This window comes from Curtobacterium sp. 458, assembly GCF_030406605.1.
Taxonomy (GTDB): domain Bacteria; phylum Actinomycetota; class Actinomycetes; order Actinomycetales; family Microbacteriaceae; genus Curtobacterium.
This window is the reverse complement of sequence record NZ_CP129104.1, coordinates 1,072,988-1,090,935: the sequence shown is the minus strand read 5'-3', so window position 1 is coordinate 1,090,935 and position 17,948 is coordinate 1,072,988. Positions and strand designations below refer to the sequence as shown.

The following is a 17,948-nucleotide window of genomic DNA, read 5'->3' as shown; positions in this document are numbered from 1 at the left end:
GCCGGCACCGGGCCTCCCGTCCGTCAGGGGGTCGCGCCTACAGCGCGGCCAGGATCCCGTTGAGCGTCGCGGACGGGCGCATCACCGCGCCGGTCTTGGCGTCGTCGGGACGGTAGTACCCGCCGATGTCCGCCGGGTGTCCCTGCACGCCGTTCAGCTCGTCGACGATCGTCTGCTCGTCCGCCCCGAGCGACTTCGCCACGTCCGCGAAGGCCGCCGCGAGCTCCGCGTCGTCGGTCTGTGCCGCGAGCTCCTCCGCCCAGTACTTCGCGAGGTAGTAGTGGCTGCCCCGGTTGTCGATCGAGCCGAGCTTGCGACCCGGCGACTTGTTCTCGTCGAGGAAGGTCCCGGTGGCACGATCGAGCGTCTCGCCGAGGACCTTCGCGCGCTGGTTGCCGGTCACGCCCGCGAGGTGCTCGAACGACACCGCGAGCGCGAGGAACTCGCCGAGCGAGTCCCACCGCAGGTAGTTCTGCTCGACGAGCTGCTGCACGTGCTTCGGGGCGGAGCCACCGGCACCGGTCTCGAACAGGCCGCCGCCGCCGAGGAGCGGGACGACGGAGAGCATCTTCGCCGAGGTGCCGAGCTCCATGATCGGGAACAGGTCGGTGAGGTAGTCGCGGAGCACGTTGCCCGTGACCGAGATGGTGTCCTCGCCGCGACGGATGCGCTCGAGCGAGAAGGCCATGGCGTCCTCGGGCGACATGATCTCGATCTGCAGGCCGTCGGTGTCGTGCTCGGCGAGGTAGGTCTCCACGAGGCCGATGAGGTTCGCGTCGTGCGCACGCGTCTCGTCGAGCCAGAACACGGCCGGGGTCGCCGAGGCCCGGGCGCGCGTCACGGCGAGCTTCACCCAGTCGCGGATCGCCACGTCCTTGGTCTGGCAGGCACGCCAGATGTCCCCGGCCTCGACCTCGTGCTCGATGACGGTCTCGCCGCCGCTCGTCACGACGCGCACACGACCGGCCGCCGGGACCTCAAAGGTCTTGTCGTGCGAGCCGTACTCCTCGGCCTTCTGCGCCATCAGGCCGACGTTCGGCACGGAGCCCATCGTCGCCGGGTCGAAGGCACCGTTCGCGCGGCAGTCCTCGATGACGGTCTGGTAGATGCCCGCGTAGCTCGAGTCCGGGATGACCGCGAGGGTGTCGTGCTCGTCGCCGTCCGGGCCCCACATGTGGCCGGACGTGCGGATCATCGCGGGCATCGAGGCGTCGACGATGACGTCGCTCGGGACGTGCAGGTTCGTGATGCCCTTGTCCGAGTCGACCATCGCGAGCTCGGGGCCGGCGTCGAGCCCCTCGTCGAACGCCTGCTTGATCGCTGCACCGTTCGGGACGGAGTCGAGCCCGGCGAGGATCGAACCGAGGCCGTCGTTCGGGTTCAGGCCGGCGGCCGCGAGGTCGGCGCCGAAGCGCTCGAACACGGTCGGGAAGAACGCGCGGATGACGTGGCCGAAGATGATCGGGTCGGAGACCTTCATCATCGTGGCCTTGAGGTGCACGGAGAACAGCACGCCCTGCTCCTGCGCGGCGGTGATCTGGTCCCGCAGGAAGGCCTCGAGCGCACGGACGTGCAGGACGGTGCCGTCGACGACCTCGCCGGCGAGGACCGGGATCGACTGCTTGAGCACGGTGCTCTCGCCGTCCGCACCCACGAACTCGATGGTCAGGGTGTCGTCTGCGGGGGCGATCCAGGACTGCTCGTTCGAGCGGAAGTCGTCCTTGCCCATGGTCACGACGTTCGTCTTCGAGTCGTGGCTCCAGGCGCCCATGCGGTGCGGGTGCTTCCTGGCGTAGTTCTTCACCGAGAGCGGCGCACGGCGGTCGGAGTTGCCCTCGCGCAGCACCGGGTTCACGGCGCTGCCCTTGGTGCGGTCGTAGCGGGCGCGGACGTCGCGCTCCTCGTCCGTGGCGGGCTCGTCCGGGTACGCCGGGAGGTCGTAGCCCTGCGACTGCAGTTCCTTGATCGCCGCCTTGAGCTGCGGGATCGACGCCGAGATGTTCGGCAGCTTGATGATGTTCGCTTCCGGGGTCCCCGCGAGCTCCCCGAGCTCGGTCAGGGCGTCGTCCAGGCGCTGCTCGTCGGTGAGCCGCTCCGGGAACTGCGCGATGATCCGGCCGGAGAGCGAGATGTCGCGGGTCTCCACGTCGACGCCGGCGGTGCCGGCGAAGGCCTGGATGATCGGGAGGAAGGAGTGGGTCGCCAGGAACGGCGCCTCGTCCGTGAGCGTGTAGATGATCTTGGCCATGCTGGCGGGTACTCCCTTGTTCATGCCGTCGGTACGCCCCACGCTACTCGCAGGCGCGGGATGTCTCGATGTCAAGATACCTGGTCGGGTCACCTCCCAGCGAACTTCCGCCCGACGCCCGGGAGGCACATGGCCGACGCATGGGGACCACGCGTGGACTGGTCTCCCGCGGCTCCCACGCCGCGGTGGGAGGAGCAGACCGTGACGACGACACGACGACGGACACCCGAGGACTTCGGGTGGACAGCCGAGGACCTCCGCTCCGCCTACGCGGTGGACGGCAGCGGTCCGTACCGGTACGCCCCGGACGGATCGGGCCCCTTCTCGTACGACGTCGACGGCTCGGGCCCGTGGCTCGTCGGACCGGAACCGGCGCGGGGGATCGCCCGGTTCGCACCCCGGCAGCGCGGGACCGGCTCGCGGCTGCGCCGGATCGGGACGGCGTGTGCTGCCGGGGCGCTCGCGCTCGTGCTCGCCGTGGGGAGCGTGGCGGCCGTCGCGCACACCGTCCCTGCACAGCACCGGGTGGACGCCTCCGCCGTCCACAGCACGGACCAGACCGGCGACTGACGGGGCGTTCGGTGCCACCCTGGGTGCGTGACCGAACTCCTCGTCGTGGGCGTCATCGCCCTGCTCGCCATCGCCGGTGCGGCCGTGCTCGGCCCGCGCATCGGCGTCGCGGCACCGCTCGTGCTCGTCGCGGTCGGCATCGCGGCGAGCCTCGTGCCGTGGGTGCCGGACGTCCGGATCGGCCCCGAGTGGATCCTCGCGGGGGTGCTCCCGCCGCTGCTGTACTCGTCAGCGGTGTCGATGCCGTCGATGAACTTCCGGCGCGAGTTCGGCGCGATCAGCGGTCTGTCGGTGCTGCTCGTCGTCGCGAGCTCGGTCGTCCTCGGGCTGTTCTTCGCGTGGGTGGTCCCGGGCATCGGGATCTGGTGGGGCATCGCGCTCGGGGCGATCGTGAGCCCCACCGACGCGGTGGCGACGTCGATCGTGAAGCAGACCTCGGTGTCGCGCCGCGTCGTGTCGATCCTCGACGGCGAGTCCCTGCTCAACGACGCGACCGCACTGGTGCTGCTCCGCACGGCGATCGCGGCCGCTGCGGCGTCGTTCTCGTTCTGGGGCGCGCTCGGCGACTTCGCGTGGGCCGTCGCACTCGCGGCGGTCGTCGGCTGGCTCGTCGGCTGGTCGAACGTGGCGGTGCGGCGACGCGTGTCGAGTCCGGCGATCAACACGGCGCTCTCGTTCGCCGTACCGTTCGTCGCGGCGGTCCCGACGGAGCACCTCGGCGGGTCCGGGCTCGTCGCGGCCGTCGTGGCGGGGTTGTTCACGGGCATCGTCGGTCCGCGGAGGCTCCCGCCCTCGCACCGGCTGTCCGACGCGCAGAACTGGCGGACGATCGAGCTCGTGCTCGAGGGCGCGGTCTTCCTGACGATGGGACTGCAGCTCTCCGGGATCCTCCGTGACGTGCGGGTCGAGCACGTCGGCATCGGTCCCGCGGTCCTCATCGCGGTCGGCGCCCTCGTCCTGACGCTCGTCGTCCGCGCGGCGTACGTGGTCCCGCTGCTCGCCGCACTGTCGGCGAGCGCACGTCGTGGCGCCCGGATGGAGGAACGCGTCGGCGAGATGGGCCGCACCGAGGACCGTGACGCCATCAGCGAGATGATCCGCGAGCACCGACCGGGCAACCGGCAGCCGTCGGAACGCGAGCTCGACCGCTTCACCGTGCGGCTCCGGCGACTGCTGGCCGACATCGCCTACTACCGTCGCGCCCCGCTCGGCTGGCGGGAGGGCACCACGGTCGTCTGGGCCGGCATGCGCGGCGCGGTGACCGTCGCGGCCGCGCAGACGCTCGAACCCGAGACCACGCCGCAGCACGCACTCCTCGTCCTCATCGCGTTCGCCGTCGCGGTGCTGTCGCTCGTCCTCCAGGGCGGCACCATCGGGCCACTCCTCCGGCGGATCGCGGAGCCGTCCCCGGACACGAGCGCCTCCGACGCCGCGGAACGACGACGGCTGATCGAGCTCATGCGCGCGGCGTCCGAGTCCGTCGAGTCGGTGCGTGAGGAGCCTCCGGCCCGGCGAGAGGAACTCGAGGCAGCGGACCCGACCGAACTCCGCGCGTGGATGGGTCGCGAGAAGGCCCGACGGCTCGCGGTGCTCGAGGCCCAGCGGCGTGCGATCCTCGACGCCCGCGACGACGGGACGTTCGACGCCGAGGTCCTCGAGGCGATGCTGCAGAACCTCGACGCCGAGCAGATCGCGCTCGAGCTCCGCGGAGCGCCGGCGTCCTAGTGTCCTAGCGTCCCGGCGTCCTAGTGCCCGATGGTGATCCGGAACACCCGGACACCGGAGGTCTTCAGCGCCGCGAGACCGAGACGCATCCGAAGGTTCCGGAACGGGCGGTTCCGTCCCGTCGGCGCGGCCGCGGCTCCGATCTGGTGGAGCACCTCGGACGTCAGCGTGCGCTCGATCTTCGGCGCGAGACGGGTCACGCCCGACACCGTCACGACGATGCGCACCGCGTTCGGCGCGAGCAGGGGGTCGATGAGCTCCGCGGCCTCGTGCGCCCGGTGGAACGCGGGGTCGTCGCCGGGTCGGCGGATCGCGATCACGGCGAGTTCGGCGTCCCCCGACTCGCTCGGGTCCGGGAGGTCATCGACGCCGACGACCCGCATCCTCGTGGCGTCGACCCCGGCCCGGACCGCGGCGGCACGCAGCACGGGCAGGAGCTCCTGGGTGCCGGCGAGGACGACCTCGGCGGAGCGCAGGTCGACGGGTCCGTGACGCTCGCGCGGCGTTCGGGCCATGGGCTTCGGTCCTTCCGGTCGCTCTCCTCGGACAGTACCGATCGACACGGAGGACCGTGCCGTCGGGGCGCGTCCGGTAACGGAATGATCACATTGGGGTCTGTACAAACGAACAGAGTCGTGCAGAATGGTAGGCGGCCATGACGACTGCACCCCACCCAGACCAGCACCCGGAGACCCCGGTCGTGCACCTGTCGCGCCGCGCAGCCCTCGAGGCCGAGCGCGCCGCGTCCCGCAAGCAACCCCGGCGGACCGGTCGCACGGCCGCCACCGCGGGGGCCACGACGGAGCACGCCAGTGCCGCGCACACCGAGACCCGCATCCGCCGCGTCGACCGCGACGTGACCGGGCCGACCACCGCCCGCCCGGCCGCCGTCGCGACGACCCCGCAGGGACGACGCCCGCTGCGCACCCGGGTCAACCCGCTGCGCCCGGCGAACCGCGCCAGCCGCGTGACGCTCACCAGCGCCCTCGCGGCCTTCGTGCTCTTCGCCGCCTCCGCGACCCCCGCGCACGCCGCGTCCGGCACCGCGGTCGCCACCGCGACCCTCGCCCCGAGCGTCGCCGGTCAGGACTACTCGGTCACGCAGCTCGCCGCCCTCGCCGACCCCGCGCGCGACGGCTTCACGATCGGCGGCGGCTCGACCACGAAGGAACAGGCCACCGCGAGCGGTTCCGTCTCCTTCGGGGGCGAGGTCCGCTCGCCGTTCCCGGGCCCGGTGCAGATGAGCTCCGGCTTCGGGTACCGCTCGGCACCGTGCGGGGCGTGCTCGTCGCTGCACGAGGGCCTCGACTTCACCCCTGGGCTCGGCACCCCGATCGGCGCGATCGCGAAGGGCACGGTCCGCGTCGCCGGCACGTACTTCAACTACGGCACGGCCGTGGTGATCGACCACGTCATCGACGGTCGCAAGGTCGCCACGCTGTACGGCCACATGATCCCCGGCTCCACGCCCCTGAAGGTCGGCGACACCGTCGAGGCGGGCGAGTTCATCGGCCAGGTGGGCAACTCGGGCGTCTCGACGGGCGCACACCTGCACCTCGAGGTCCTGCTCGACGGGGTCACCCCGATCGACCCCGCCGCGTGGCTCGAAGCTCGCACCGGACGCCCGATCACCGCCTAGGCAGCCGATCCACAGCACCCCCGCAGTCACCGCGGGGCACCTTCCCAGAACCCCTGTGCAGGCTCACAGGCATGGACGACTGTCACAGGCCCAGCGCCCGAACGCGACCGGTTCCGCCCCGACCTGAGCGGACCACCCGCTGATGGGCGCCGACACCTGGATCGCCTTCGGGCTCGTCATCCTCTTCGTGCTCGTCGGTGGCGTGTTCGCCGCCGCCGAGATCGCCCTCGTCTCCCTCCGCGAGTCGCAGCTCCAGCAGCTCGAACGCAAGGGGCCGCGCGGCGCACGGGTCGCCCAGCTCAGCCGTGACCCGAACCGCTTCCTCTCCGCGGTGCAGATCGGCGTCACGGTCGCCGGGTTCTTCTCGGCCGCGTACGGCGCCTCGTCGATCGCACCCGACATCGCGCCGCTGCTGCAGGGCCTCGGCCTCGACCGCGGCGCCGCCGAGGCCGTCGCCCTCGTGCTGCTCACCCTCGTCATCGCGTACCTGTCGCTCGTGTTCGGCGAGCTCGTCCCGAAGCGCCTCGCCCTCCAGCGCGCCGAGGGCTTCTCGATGCTCGTGGCCCCGCCGCTCGATCGGTTCGCTACGCTCATGCGTCCGGTCATCTGGGTGCTGTCCACCACGACGAACGCGATCGTGCGGTTGCTCGGCGGTGACCCGAACGCCCGCAGCGAGTCGATGAGCACCGAGGAACTCCGCGACCTCGTGGCCGAGCACGACGCCATCGACGCCCAGGGCCGGCAGATCGCCCGGAGCGCCCTCGACGCCGGTGACCGCACCCTCCGGGAGTCGATGCGCCCCTGGTACGACGTGTCCACGATGGACGCCGACCTCACCATCCGCCAGGCCACCGACCACGCGCTCGACGCGGGACACTCGCGCTACCTGGTGACCTCGGGCTCCCGCGACGCCGTCACGGGCTTCGTGCACCTCCGCGACCTCCTCCGCCCCGTCGATCCGGAGGCGCCGCTCGCGACCCTCGTCCGGCCGGTCCTCGCGATGCCGGAGACGAAGTCGCTCTCGAGCGCGATCGCCCAGATGCGCACGGACGGCCACCAGATCGCGCTCGTCGTGGACGAGTACGGCGGCAGTGCGGGCATGGTGACGCTCGAGGCCCTGCTCGAGGACCTCGTCGGCCGGATCAAGGACGAGTGGGACACCGCCGAGTCCGACACCGCGTCCGCCGCCGCCGAGGGGGTCGACGGATCGCTCGTGCTCGAGGACCTCGCGGCCGACGGCGGTCCGGTCCTGCCCGACGGCGACTACGAGACCGTCGGCGGCCTCGTGCAGGTGCACCTCGACCGCATCCCCGTCGTCGGCGACGTGGTCGAGCTCGACGACTGGTCGCTCGAGGTGACCGAGATGGACGGACACCGCGTGGCGCGGGTGCGCCTGGTCGCGCGGGAACGCGCGCTGTAGCGGCGACCTCCAGCGGACGGGAGGCCCGTGGCGGCGCCGCCACGGGCCTCCCGTCCGATCCGCGTGGACCCGGTACCGAGGCAGGCCCTCCCGGTACCTGTCCCGGTACCGGTCTCGCCACGTAGCCTTGCCGACATGGGTATCGACGTGCGCAAGGAGATCCAGGACTTCCTGTCCTCGAGACGGGCACGGCTCACCCCGGACCAGGTCGGCATGCCGACGTTCGGCGGGGGAGTCCGACGGGTCCCGGGTCTCCGCCGGCACGAGGTGGCGATGCTCGCCGGGGTGAGCGTCGACTACTACACGCGGCTCGAGCGGGGCACCCTCAAGGGCGTCTCGGACAGCGTGCTCGACGGCCTCGCGGCGGCGCTCCGGCTCGACGAGGACGAGCGCACGCACCTGTGGGACCTCGCGCGGCTGGCGAACGCCGGCGTGAAGACCATGCACCGCAACGTCCCGACCCGGGTGCGACCGGGGGTGCAGCAGCTCCTCGACGCGATCACCGGAGCGCCCGCGTGGGTGCGGAACGAGCGCGGCGACGTCGTCGCGACGAACGAGCTCGGTCGGGCGCTCTACTCGCCGATGTTCGCGGGACCAGGTCGTCCGGTGAACACCGCACGGTTCACGTTCCTCGACCCGGCCGCCCGCGAGTTCTTCCCCGACTGGGCCCAGACCGCGCGGGACGCCGTGGCGATCCTCCGTGCCGCGGCCGTCGCGAACCCGTGCGAACCCGGACTCGTGACGCTCGTCGGGGAGCTCTCGACCCGCAGCGAGGAGTTCCGCACGTGGTGGGCGGCGCACGACGTCCGGTCGCACCGAACCGGTCGGAAGCGCATCGAGCACCCGGTCGTCGGGCGGCTCGAGCTGACCTACGAGGCGCTCGACCTCGTCGCGGACCCCGGCCTGACGATGTTCACGTACGGGGCCGAGCCCGGCAGCGAGTCGGAGCGGAACCTGGCGCTGCTCGGGACCTGGGCGGCGACGGAGCGCTCGGAGCGGTCCGCCGCGGTGTAGCCCGCGGCGGGGGGGGGCGGCTTCGGCCACGAAACGCGCGCGTTTCGACGCCGCGCGCGTCGTTCGACGGGTGCAACGTCGAAACGCGCGCGTTTCGTGGACCTCGACCCCGGACTCCGGACCCCGAACCGGCTACGCCGCGGGCGGCCCCGGCTCGTCGTCGTCGAGTCCGTCGAACAGGTCGGCGTTCTGCAGCCGCAGCCGCTCGATGCGCAGCTCCCGCTCGACCGCGGAGAGCCGCAGCACCCGGATCCCCGCGAAGGCGAGCACGATGAGCGCGACACCCAGCACGAGTGCGGCGAGCACGACGAGCAGGTACACGACGGTCACGACGGCGAATCCCCCGGAGAACATCCGGCGAGCGTAGCAGCGGCGGTCCGTAGGCTGGAGCGGTGACGAGGACCTCGGACGGATCCGCCGGCGACGCCGACTACGCCGTGATCGGCCAGGAGTACCGCCGCTGGCGCCGCCCGGAGCCGTCGTTCGCCCGAGCGATCACCAAGGCGCTCGGCGACGCCCGGACCGTGCTGAACGTCGGGGCAGGCGCGGGCTCGTACGAGCCGACCGACCGCGAGGTCACCGCGGTCGAGCCCTCGGCCGCCATGCGCGCGCAGCGCCCCGACACCCTCGCGACGGCGATCGACGCGACCGCGGAGGACCTGCCGTTCGCGGACGACACGTTCGACGCCGCGATGACCACGTTCTCGGTGCACCAGTGGGGTGACCTCGAGCGCGGGCTGGCCGAGGTGCGACGCGTGACCCGAGGCCCCGTCGTCGTCCTGACGTGCGACCCCGACCGCGTGCAGGACTACTGGCTCGCCGAGTACGCCCCCGAGGTGATGGCGACCGAGGCACGCCGCTACCCCGCCCTCGACCGCATCGCGGCGGCTCTCGGCGGCGAGGTCGAGACCACCCGCCTGCCGATCCCCTTCACGTGCGTCGACGGCTTCTCGGAGGCGTACTACGCCCGACCCGAGCGGCTCCTCGACCCCGGGGCACGACTGGCGAACTCTGCGTGGTCGTTCGTGGACGAGGTCACGGCCCGGCGATCGGTCGCGGCGCTCCGGGACGCGCTCGACTCCGGCGAGTGGGACCGCCGCCACGGCTCGCTCCGGGTGCGGCCGTCCTACGACGGGTCCCTCGTGCTGCTGCAGGCGACACCGGCCTGACCGACGATCGCGACACGCCCGGCTTGACACGTCGTCGTAGGCTGGTCGGGTGAGCTTCCAGGAGGTGGTCGGCGCGCAGAGCGCCGGCATCAGGGCGTGACGCCCCCGGTCGCACCGTGCGGTGCGGCCGCCGTCACCGACCCCTGACCACCTCCGCCCGGTGCGGCGCGCATCCGCGTGCCCCGGGCCCCCGTCGAGAGCGACACACCATGCTGCCCATCAGCGAGAAGACCATCCGCACGTCCTTCGTCAACGCCTCCCGCAAGGAGACGGCCGACATCACCCTCCCCGACGCCTTCGAGGCGACCGACTGGGACGTGCTCGACTACCTCGGCTGGCGTGACCCGAAGATCGGCCGCCGTGCCTACGCCGTCGTCCCCACCCTCGAGGGCGACCTCGTCGGGATCCTGTTCCGGCAGGCCGAGGCGTCGCCCCGCAGCCGGGCGCAGTGCTCGTGGTGCCAGGACGTGAAGCTGCCGAACGACGTCGTGTTCTACAGCGCCAAGCGGTCCGGGAAGGCCGGTCGGAACGGCAACACCGTGGGGACGCTCGTCTGCCAGGACTTCGAGTGTTCACGGAACGTCCGGAAGCTGCCGCCGCCCGCCTACGAGGGCTACGACGTCGAGGCTGCGCGACTGCAGCGCATCGAGGACCTGCAGCTCCGCGCGGCCGCGTTCGCCGCGGAGGTCTAGTCCCAGCGCGACCACCGGACGGACGGGAGGCCCGTGGCGAGCGTGCCACGGGCCTCCAGGCCGTCAGGTGGTCACGTCAGGGACGCGCCCGTCGCGTCAGGGACGCGCGTCGCTCGCGTCAGCGACCGATCGAGGACATGTCGGGGTAGCGGTCACCCGTGGGCACGGGCAGCGACGAGAGCCGCGTGAGCTGGTCCGCCGAGAGCGTGATCGACGTCGCACCGACGTTCTCCTCGAGCCGGCTGACCCGCTTCGTCCCCGGGATCGGCACGACGTCGTCGCCCTGCGCGAGGAGCCAGGCCAGCGCGACCTGGGCCGGGGTCCCGCCGACCTCGTCGGCGATCTCCTTGACCGAGTCGACGATGCGCATGTTCTGTGCGAAGGCCTCCTCGGCGAAGCGCGGGTTCGCGCGGCGGAAGTCGTCGTCGTCCAGGTCGGACGGGCTCGTGATGGCACCCGTCAGGAAGCCGCGGCCGAGCGGGGAGTACGGCACGAGGCCGATGCCGAGTTCGCGGAGGGTGTCGAGGACCTCGCCCTCGGGGTCGCGCGTCCACAGCGAGTACTCGCTCTGCAGGGCGGTGATCGGGTGCACGGCGTGGGCCTTGCGGATCGTCGCCGCCGACGCCTCGGAGAGTCCGATGTGGCGGATCTTGCCCTCCTGGACGAAGCCGGCGAGCTGGCCGACGACGTCCTCGATCGGGACCGCCGGGTCGACGCGGTGCTGGTAGTAGAGGTCGATGTGGTCGGTGCCGAGTCGGCGGAGGGAACCCTCGAGCGCCTCGCGGACGGACTCGGGGGCGGAGCTGATGCCGCGCTCGGTCGCCGGGGTGGCCTCGCCCGCGGTGTGCGTGATCAAGCCGAACTTCGTGGCGATGACGACGTCGTCGCGGCGGTCGGCGAGTGCGCGGCGGAGGAGCTCCTCGTTCGTGTACGGGCCGTACGCCTCGGCGGTGTCGAACAGGGTGACGCCCAGGTCGATCGCGCGGTGGATCGTGCGGATCGACTCGTCGTCGTCGGAGCCGGCGCCGGAGTAGAAGGCGCTCATGCCCATGGTGCCGAGGCCGACCGGACCGACCTCGAGGTCTGCGAGCTTGCGTGTCTGCATGCGTCCGGTCTACTCGCCGATCCGCGATTGGAGGGAGGCTCTGACGGTGCCCGCCCAGGTGGGAATGCGATCGTGCGGTTCCTCCAACGCGCTCGCCGGGTGCACAGTGCAACTGGTGTGATCGATCCGTGAACCTGTACTTCCGGCTGCTCCTCCTGACCCTGCGCACCCGACTGGCCGCGACGCGTCGAGGCAGCGGCACCTCGCTGTGGGACGAGACGAGCACGCCGTTCCGGGTCACGCTCACCGACCTCGACCCGCTGCAGCACGTGAACAACGGCAAGTACCTGTCGCTGCTCGACCTCGGCCGGTACGACCTGCTCACCCGCTCCGGCTTCTGGCAGGCGGCGTCCGAGCGTGGGTGGTACGCCGTCGTCGCCGCGCAGACGATCACGTACAAGCGGTCGCTGACGCTCGGGCAGCGGTTCGTCCTGCGCACGCGGGTGCTCGGGATGGACGAGCGCTCGGTGTACATGGAGCAGACCTTCGTGCGGCGGGACGCCGTCATCGCCCGGGCGGTCGTGCAGGCCCGGTTCCTGCACCGGGACGGCGGGCACGTGTCGCCCACCGAGCTGCTCGCGGTCACCGGACCCGCGCCGCGGGACCTCACGGTGCCCGCGTGGGTGCACGAGTGGGCCGACGCTGTGCGGATCAGCAGCACCGCCCGCTGACTCCGGCCTCGTCGAGCGGTCGAGCATGGCGTAGACAGGAGCGATGCACCCCGACTCCACCGACCGCGCGTTCCACCGGACGAGCCGACGCGCGCTGATCGGGGGCGGCGTGGGCATCGGGCTCGCGGGTCTCCTCGCGGCGTGCTCCGGCTCGGCGCCGAAACCGGGTCGGTCGCCGTCGGGCCCGGCCTCCGCGACGGGTGCAGCGCCGGACCGGACGCCGACCTCGTCCCCGGCGCCGGGCGGCCCCGACTCGTGGGAAGCCCTCGCCGCAGCGGTGTCGGGACGGCTCCTGCGTTCCGGCTCACAGGGTTGGGACGACGCCCGGGTGCTCGAGAACCCGCGGTACGACGACGCCGACCCGCAGGGCATCCTGCTCGCCACGAGCGAGGCGGACGTGCAGGCCGGCCTCGCCTTCGCGCGGAACACGCACACACCGGTCGCCCTCCGCGCCGGCGGCCACTCGTACACGGGGTGGTCGGCCGGCGGCGCCCCCGGCACCGAGGTCCCGCGTTCGCTCGTCATCAGCACGAAGGAGCTCGACGGCATCGAGGTGCACGCCGACGGCACCGCGACGATCGGCCCCGGCGCGCAGCTCGCGAACGTGTACGCGACGCTGGCTGCCCAGGGCCGCGCGATCGGCGCCGGTTCCTGCCCGACGGTCGGCACCGGCGGCCTGACGCTCGGTGGCGGTGTCGGCGTGCTCACCCGCTCCTTCGGTCTGACCTGCGACCAGCTCACGGCCGTGCGACTCGTCACACCCGACGGCGCCGTGCACGACGTGTCGGAGCAGGCGGAGCCCGACCTCTTCTGGGCGTGCCGCGGCGGCGGGGGCGGGACCGTGGGCGTCGTGACCGCACTGACCTTCCGGACCCGCGCCGCGCCTGGCGTCCTGCTCTTCGAGCTCGCGTTCCCGGCGTCGGCCGCAGCCGACGTCGTGCGCGCGTGGCAGAACTGGGCCCCGACCGCCGACGACGAGCTGTGGTCGACGCTCAAGCTCCTCGGCGGCTCGCGGCACTCCTCGCTGTCGGTCACCGTGACCGGCGTGTGGACCGGCTCGAAGACCGGCGCCGACGCGTCCGTCGACGGCTTCATCGCGGCGACCGGAGTGAAGCCCACGCGTCACACGGCCGAGCAGCTGTCGTACGGCGCCGCGATGTCCGCGCTCGCCGGCAAGCCGCAGCGCGTGTCCGAGGCGGCGACGTCGTCGATCGGCGGGACGAAGCTCACGGACGCGCAGATCGACGTCCTCGTGCAGCACGCGGAAGCCGCCGGGGACGTGTCCGGGAACCTCGAGGGCGGTGTCTCGCTCGACGCCCTCGGCGGGGCGGTCGCGCGGGTCGGGCGGACGGACTCGGCGTTCCCGTGGCGGTCGGCGCTCATGACGGTGCAGTACACGGCGGTCTTCGCGGACGGAACGGACCCGGCGCCGTTCGACGCGTACGTGCGGTCGTTCCGGAAGGCGATGACGCCGGCGTGGGGGAGCGCTGCGTACGCGAACTACTGTGACGCGGCGATCACGGACCCGTCGGCCTACTTCGGCGTGAACACCTCGCGGCTGCACCGGATCGCCGAACAGGTCGACCCGGACGGGCTGCTGTCGCAGCCGCACTGGGTGTGAGCGGTCGGGTCGGGTTCCGGCGATCCGGCGATCCGGCCTGGAGGCACGGTGCGGGTCCGCCACGATCGTCGCCTCGTCGGCGGTGCGGCCTAGCATCGGCGGCATGGACCCCGAGGACCTGGTGCTCCCCGACGCCGCGGCCTGGCGCGCTTGGCTCGATGCGCACGAGGACGACCCCGACGGCGTATGGCTCGTCCTCGCCAAGAAGGGCACGACCGCGCCGACGTCCCTGACCTACGACCAGGCGCTCGACGAGGCGCTGTGCTCGGGGTGGATCGACGGGCAGAAGCGCGGGCGTGACGCCGCCACGTTCCGGCAGCGCTTCACGCCCCGGCGCCGGGCGTCCCTGTGGTCGCAGCGGAACATCGGCCTCGTCGCGGAACTCGTGGCCACCGGCCGGATGCGCGACCGGGGGCAGGCCGAGGTCGACCGCGCGAAGGACGACGGCCGGTGGGACCGTGCCTACGCGGGTGCCGCGACCGCCACGGTCCCGGACGACCTGCGGGCAGCGCTCGACGCCGCGCCGGCCGCCGCCGCACTGTTCGCCGAACTCGACGGCACGAACCGGTACGCGGTGTTGCACCGGGTGACCACGGCCCCGAGCGCGATGGCGCGGGCGAACCGGATCGCGAAGCTCGTCGGCGGACTCGAGCGCGGCGAGACCCCGTACCCGCGCAAGCCCACGGCCTGACCAGCGCGGGGGACGACCGCTCAGGGACGCGACACACGCGCGGCGTACAACGGCGTGCATGACCACTGGTACCGACACCACCCGTCCCGCAGCGTCCTCCGGCACCTTCCGCATCGGTGGCGACCTCGAGGTCCACCGCCTCGGCTACGGCACGATGCAGCTCACCGGCCCCGGCGTCTGGGGACCGCCGAAGGACCACGACGAGGCCGTCCGCGTCCTCAAGCGCGCCGTCGAGCTCGGCGTCGACTTCTTCGACACCGCCGACTCGTACGGCCCGTACGTCGCCGAGGACCTGCTCCGCGAGGCCCTGCACCCCTACGGCGACGACGTCGTCATCGCGACCAAGGCCGGGCTCACCCGCACCGGTCCGAACGAGTGGCCGCCGGTCGGCCGCCCGGAGTACCTGCGCCAGGAGTGCGAGATGAGCCTGCGCCGTCTCGGCCTCGAGCGCATCGACCTGTTCCAGCTGCACCGCATCGACCCGAAGGTGCCGCTCGAGGACCAGGTCGGGGAGCTGAAGAAGCTCCAGGACGAGGGCAAGATCCGCCACATCGGACTGTCCGAGGTCTCGGTCGACGACGTGAAGGCCGCCCAGGAGCACGCCACGATCGTCACCGTCCAGAACCTCTACAACCTGCAGAAGCGGGACGCCGAGGAGCTCCTCGACTGGTCCGAGGAGCAGGGCATCGGCTTCATCCCGTGGTTCCCGCTCGCGACCGGTGGACTCACCGGCGAGGACTCGCCGCTCACGGCGATCGCCGAGCGGAAGGGTGCGACGCCGGCGCAGCTCGCCCTGGCGTGGCTCCTGAAGCGCTCGCCCGTGATGCTCCCGATCCCCGGCACGTCGAGCGTCGACCACCTCGAGGACAACCTGCAGGGCGCCGTCGTCGAGCTCACCGACGAGGAGTTCGAGGAGCTCTCCGGCCTCGGCCGCTGAGCTCAGCCCGCACGCAGTTCCGCGAGCACGGCCCGGTGGTCGCTGCCGTTCGACGGCAGGACGCTGGTGGCCACCGTGCCGAGCCCGCGGACGAACACGTGGTCGAGCCGCACGACCGGCATCTGCGCCGGCCAGGTGAACCCGAACCCGCCGCCCTCGGACAGCTCGTCCCGCAGCGGCGCCATGAGCGGGTCCGACGCACCGCCGTTGAAGTCGCCGGCGACGACGAGCCGCTCGGCGGGGTCGTCGCGGACCTCCGAGGTGAGGGACCGGAGCATCGTCGGCCGCGCGTCCTCCGTCTCCAGTCGCAACGAGTCCACGTGCACCACGTAGAGCCGCACGTCGCCGATCGCGGTGTCGACCGTCACCCGGAGTGACCGCGCCCACCCGAGCCCGAGGGTCAGGGGCTGCCCGTCGCTGAGCGTCGTCCGGCTCCACACCCCGACGGAGCCGACGCGGTAGTGGTGCGGGTAGGCATCGGCGAGCGCCGACTGCACGGCCTCGCCGGAGTCGCCGGTGAGTTCCTCGAGGGCGATGACGTCGGGGTGCCGTGCGGCGATCGCCTCCGCGGTCGCGGTCGGGTCCTCGTTGGTGGCCTCGACGTTCTGCGTGACGACCGTGAGCTGGGGCTCGCCGGTCGCCGCAGGGGTGAGCACCCCGGGGAGCACCGCGACCGACCAGGCGGCAGCGTAGGCGACCGAGAGGACGGCGAGCCGCTTCGACCGGGTCCCGAGTGCGAGTCCGGCGACGGGGACGAGCAGGACGCCCATCCACGGCAGCAGTGACCCGATGGCGGACCCGGGCGTCCCGAGCACGTCGAGCACGCGCGGGGCGAGCAGGACGACGACCCCGACGACGAGCGCGGCGCCGACGACGGCGACGACGACCGTGCGACCGGGGTTCCGGCTGCGGGAACGGAGGGGCACGGTCCGAGGGTAGGGAGCCGGTCTGACAGCGGCCGGGGCGTCCCGTGCACGTTCGGTCCGTGACCACTGGGGGGGTCCGGGGCGTCGTGCTCTTGCGGATGCATACCGGGTATGGGCATACTCGGTATGCCCGACGACGGGCCGGACGAGGGGGAGTGTCATGAGCGTACGGATGGGCGTACTCGCGCTGCTGGTAGACGGACCCGGGTACGGGTACCAGCTCCGGGGGGAGTTCGAGCACCGCACCGGCGGGAGCTGGCCGGTGAACATCGGCCAGGTCTACACGACCCTCGACCGGCTCGAGCGCGACGGGCTCGTCGAGCGAGGCGACGCCGACGAGGACGGTCACGTCGTGTACACCGCCACTGCGGCCGGCCGGGACGCCGTGGTGCGGTGGTTCAGCGAGCCGGTCCCGGCGAAGCGCGGTCGCGACGAACTCGCGATCAAGTTCGCGCTCGCCGTCACGGTGGCGGGTGTCGACGTCGAGCGGCTCGTGCAGGTCCAGCGCGGCGCGGCCGTCCGGAACCTGCAGGACCTGACGCGGCTGAAGCGCACGGCGGACCCGGCCACGGACCTCGCGTGGTCGCTCGTGCTCGAGTCGATGGTGTTCCAGGCCGAGGCCGAGGTCCGCTGGCTCGACCACGTCGAGTCGAGCGTCTCCCGGTACCGACCGGACGACCGCGCCTCGGCCGCGTCCACGTCCACGTCCACGTCCACGCCCACGCCCTCCGACGAGACCGTCCGGAGCGCCCGGTGAACGCCGAGGCTCCGCTCCTCGAGCTCGACGCCGTGAGCGTGCAGTACGGCTCCGGTTCGAAGGCCGTGACCGCCCTGGCCGGTGTCGACCTGACCATCCGCCGCGGGGAGATGGTCGCCGTCATGGGCACCTCGGGGTCGGGGAAGTCGACGCTCCTGGCCTGTGCCGGCACGCTGCTGCCCCCGACGAGCGGTGAGGTCCGCATCGACGGAGAGTGGGTCGCCGACCGTCCGGCGAAGGAACTCGCGGCCCTCCGTCGACGTCTCGTCGGCTTCGTGTTCCAGGACTTCAACCTCATCCCCTCCCTGACCGCGATCGAGAACGTCGCGCTGCCGCTCGAGCTCGACGGCTGGAAGACCAGCCGTGCCCGTCGGGCCGCGCAGTTGGCACTCGACAACGTCGAGCTCGGGCACCGGGGCGACGCGTTCCCGGACGACCTGTCGGGCGGGCAGCAGCAGCGCGTGGCGATCGCACGCGGGGTCGTCGGCGAGCGCCGGCTGGTCCTGGCCGACGAGCCGACCGGTGCCCTCGACTCGCAGACCGGTGAGGTCGTGCTCCGGATGCTCCGTCGGCACGTCGACGCGGGCGCCGGGGCGCTCCTCGTCACCCACGACGCCCGACACGCTGCCTGGGCGGACCGCATCGTGTTCCTCCGGGACGGCCGGGTCGTCGACGAGACGGTGTACTCCGGCGTCGAGATGGCGCTCGCGGACCGGACCCGCTCGTGATCCGGCTCCGGCCGGCGCTCCGGCTGGGCAGACGG

18 protein-coding genes are annotated in these 17,948 nt (G+C 72.5%); 13 read left to right on the top strand and 5 right to left on the bottom strand.

From position 1 onward, the window contains the following. Positions 1–37 precede the first annotated feature (37 nt). Positions 38–2,248, bottom strand: coding sequence for an NADP-dependent isocitrate dehydrogenase (locus tag QPJ90_RS05405; RefSeq protein ID WP_290133438.1), 2,211 nt, complete (start codon positions 2,246–2,248; stop codon positions 38–40). Positions 2,249–2,449: 201 nt separating this feature from the next. Here QPJ90_RS05405 and QPJ90_RS05400 point away from each other — a divergent pair, with 201 nt between their 5' ends. After that, positions 2,450–2,818 carry a hypothetical protein gene (locus QPJ90_RS05400; RefSeq protein WP_290133437.1) on the top strand — a complete coding sequence of 123 codons (369 nt, stop codon included), beginning with the start codon at positions 2,450–2,452 and terminating at the stop codon, positions 2,816–2,818. Positions 2,819–2,845: 27 nt separating this feature from the next. After that, positions 2,846–4,543 (top strand): cation:proton antiporter, encoded by a 1,698-nt coding sequence (locus QPJ90_RS05395; protein ID WP_290133436.1) that lies wholly within the window; start codon positions 2,846–2,848, stop codon positions 4,541–4,543. 20 nt (positions 4,544–4,563) lie between these two features. On the opposite strand, the gene QPJ90_RS05390 is transcribed toward QPJ90_RS05395, so the two are convergent. After that, positions 4,564–5,058, bottom strand: coding sequence for a hypothetical protein (locus QPJ90_RS05390; protein ID WP_290133435.1), 495 nt, complete (start codon positions 5,056–5,058; stop codon positions 4,564–4,566). A gap of 140 nt (positions 5,059–5,198) precedes the next feature. Between QPJ90_RS05390 and QPJ90_RS05385 the strand changes: the two genes are divergently transcribed. The 3 genes from QPJ90_RS05385 to QPJ90_RS05375 all read left to right on the top strand — a co-directional run bounded on the left by QPJ90_RS05385 (position 5,199) and on the right by QPJ90_RS05375 (position 8,616). After that, positions 5,199–6,182 carry a M23 family metallopeptidase gene (locus QPJ90_RS05385; RefSeq protein ID WP_290133434.1) on the top strand — a complete coding sequence of 328 codons (984 nt, stop codon included), beginning with the start codon at positions 5,199–5,201 and terminating at the stop codon, positions 6,180–6,182. A 142-nt stretch (positions 6,183–6,324) separates the two neighbouring features. Beyond that, positions 6,325–7,602, top strand: coding sequence for a hemolysin family protein (locus QPJ90_RS05380; protein WP_290133433.1), 1,278 nt, complete (start codon positions 6,325–6,327; stop codon positions 7,600–7,602). Positions 7,603–7,737: 135 nt separating this feature from the next. After that, positions 7,738–8,616, top strand: a complete 879-nt coding sequence (locus tag QPJ90_RS05375) for a helix-turn-helix transcriptional regulator (RefSeq protein ID WP_290133432.1) — start codon at positions 7,738–7,740, stop codon at positions 8,614–8,616. A 132-nt stretch (positions 8,617–8,748) separates the two neighbouring features. Here QPJ90_RS05375 and QPJ90_RS05370 read toward each other — a convergent pair whose 3' ends face one another. Beyond that, on the bottom strand, positions 8,749–8,970 hold the full coding sequence (locus tag QPJ90_RS05370; RefSeq protein WP_290133431.1) for a hypothetical protein: 222 nt from the start codon (positions 8,968–8,970) through the stop codon (positions 8,749–8,751). Positions 8,971–9,008: 38 nt separating this feature from the next. On the opposite strand from QPJ90_RS05370, the gene QPJ90_RS05365 reads away from it, so the two are divergent. Both QPJ90_RS05365 and QPJ90_RS05360 read left to right on the top strand, forming a co-directional pair. Then, a complete protein-coding gene (locus tag QPJ90_RS05365) occupies positions 9,009–9,785 on the top strand; it encodes a class I SAM-dependent methyltransferase (protein WP_290133430.1) in 777 nt (258 codons plus the stop codon). 209 nt (positions 9,786–9,994) lie between these two features. Continuing rightward, positions 9,995–10,477: an FBP domain-containing protein gene (locus QPJ90_RS05360; RefSeq protein ID WP_290133429.1), complete on the top strand. Its 483-nt coding sequence runs from the start codon at positions 9,995–9,997 to the stop codon at positions 10,475–10,477. Positions 10,478–10,595: 118 nt separating this feature from the next. Here QPJ90_RS05360 and QPJ90_RS05355 read toward each other — a convergent pair whose 3' ends face one another. Then, positions 10,596–11,582, bottom strand: a complete 987-nt coding sequence (locus tag QPJ90_RS05355) for an aldo/keto reductase (protein ID WP_290133428.1) — start codon at positions 11,580–11,582, stop codon at positions 10,596–10,598. A 128-nt stretch (positions 11,583–11,710) separates the two neighbouring features. Here QPJ90_RS05355 and QPJ90_RS05350 point away from each other — a divergent pair, with 128 nt between their 5' ends. From QPJ90_RS05350 to QPJ90_RS05335, 4 genes are all read left to right on the top strand, one after another. Next, entirely contained in the window at positions 11,711–12,253 is a 543-nt protein-coding gene (locus QPJ90_RS05350) for an acyl-CoA thioesterase (RefSeq protein WP_290133427.1), read from the top strand. Between the two features lie 43 nt (positions 12,254–12,296). After that, complete coding sequence (locus QPJ90_RS05345) at positions 12,297–13,874, top strand: FAD-binding protein (protein ID WP_290133426.1); 1,578 nt, start codon at positions 12,297–12,299, stop codon at positions 13,872–13,874. Positions 13,875–13,977: 103 nt separating this feature from the next. Continuing rightward, entirely contained in the window at positions 13,978–14,565 is a 588-nt protein-coding gene (locus QPJ90_RS05340) for a YdeI/OmpD-associated family protein (RefSeq protein WP_290133425.1), read from the top strand. A gap of 58 nt (positions 14,566–14,623) precedes the next feature. Further along, positions 14,624–15,502 (top strand): aldo/keto reductase, encoded by an 879-nt coding sequence (locus tag QPJ90_RS05335; protein ID WP_290133424.1) that lies wholly within the window; start codon positions 14,624–14,626, stop codon positions 15,500–15,502. Between the two features lie 2 nt (positions 15,503–15,504). Here the strand turns inward: QPJ90_RS05335 and QPJ90_RS05330 are convergent, their stop codons facing one another. Continuing rightward, the gene (locus QPJ90_RS05330; protein WP_290133423.1) at positions 15,505–16,428 is read right to left on the bottom strand and encodes an endonuclease/exonuclease/phosphatase family protein; all 924 of its coding nucleotides are present in this window, start codon (positions 16,426–16,428) and stop codon (positions 15,505–15,507) included. Between the two features lie 160 nt (positions 16,429–16,588). On the opposite strand from QPJ90_RS05330, the gene QPJ90_RS05325 reads away from it, so the two are divergent. After that, the gene (locus QPJ90_RS05325; RefSeq protein ID WP_290133422.1) at positions 16,589–17,185 is read left to right on the top strand and encodes a PadR family transcriptional regulator; all 597 of its coding nucleotides are present in this window, start codon (positions 16,589–16,591) and stop codon (positions 17,183–17,185) included. Further along, on the top strand, positions 17,182–17,913 hold the full coding sequence (locus tag QPJ90_RS05320) for an ABC transporter ATP-binding protein (RefSeq protein WP_290133421.1): 732 nt from the start codon (positions 17,182–17,184) through the stop codon (positions 17,911–17,913). Before QPJ90_RS05325 ends, QPJ90_RS05320 begins: the two co-directional genes overlap by 4 nt. Positions 17,914–17,948 lie beyond the last annotated feature (35 nt).

Excerpts from the sequence above, each read along its gene's own strand:
- QPJ90_RS05405 (WP_290133438.1), bottom strand. The coding sequence starts at position 2,248 with ATGGCCAAGATCATCTACACGCTCACGGACGAGGCGCCGTTCCTGGCG.
- QPJ90_RS05390 (WP_290133435.1), bottom strand. The coding sequence starts at position 5,058 with ATGGCCCGAACGCCGCGCGAGCGTCACGGACCCGTCGACCTGCGCTCC.
- QPJ90_RS05385 (WP_290133434.1), top strand. The coding sequence starts at position 5,199 with ATGACGACTGCACCCCACCCAGACCAGCACCCGGAGACCCCGGTCGTG.
- QPJ90_RS05380 (WP_290133433.1), top strand. The coding sequence starts at position 6,325 with ATGGGCGCCGACACCTGGATCGCCTTCGGGCTCGTCATCCTCTTCGTG.
- QPJ90_RS05375 (WP_290133432.1), top strand. The coding sequence starts at position 7,738 with ATGGGTATCGACGTGCGCAAGGAGATCCAGGACTTCCTGTCCTCGAGA.
- QPJ90_RS05370 (WP_290133431.1), bottom strand. The coding sequence starts at position 8,970 with ATGTTCTCCGGGGGATTCGCCGTCGTGACCGTCGTGTACCTGCTCGTC.
- QPJ90_RS05360 (WP_290133429.1), top strand. The coding sequence starts at position 9,995 with ATGCTGCCCATCAGCGAGAAGACCATCCGCACGTCCTTCGTCAACGCC.
- QPJ90_RS05355 (WP_290133428.1), bottom strand. The coding sequence starts at position 11,582 with ATGCAGACACGCAAGCTCGCAGACCTCGAGGTCGGTCCGGTCGGCCTC.
- QPJ90_RS05345 (WP_290133426.1), top strand. The coding sequence starts at position 12,297 with ATGCACCCCGACTCCACCGACCGCGCGTTCCACCGGACGAGCCGACGC.
- QPJ90_RS05340 (WP_290133425.1), top strand. The coding sequence starts at position 13,978 with ATGGACCCCGAGGACCTGGTGCTCCCCGACGCCGCGGCCTGGCGCGCT.
- QPJ90_RS05335 (WP_290133424.1), top strand. The coding sequence starts at position 14,624 with ATGACCACTGGTACCGACACCACCCGTCCCGCAGCGTCCTCCGGCACC.
- QPJ90_RS05325 (WP_290133422.1), top strand. The coding sequence starts at position 16,589 with ATGAGCGTACGGATGGGCGTACTCGCGCTGCTGGTAGACGGACCCGGG.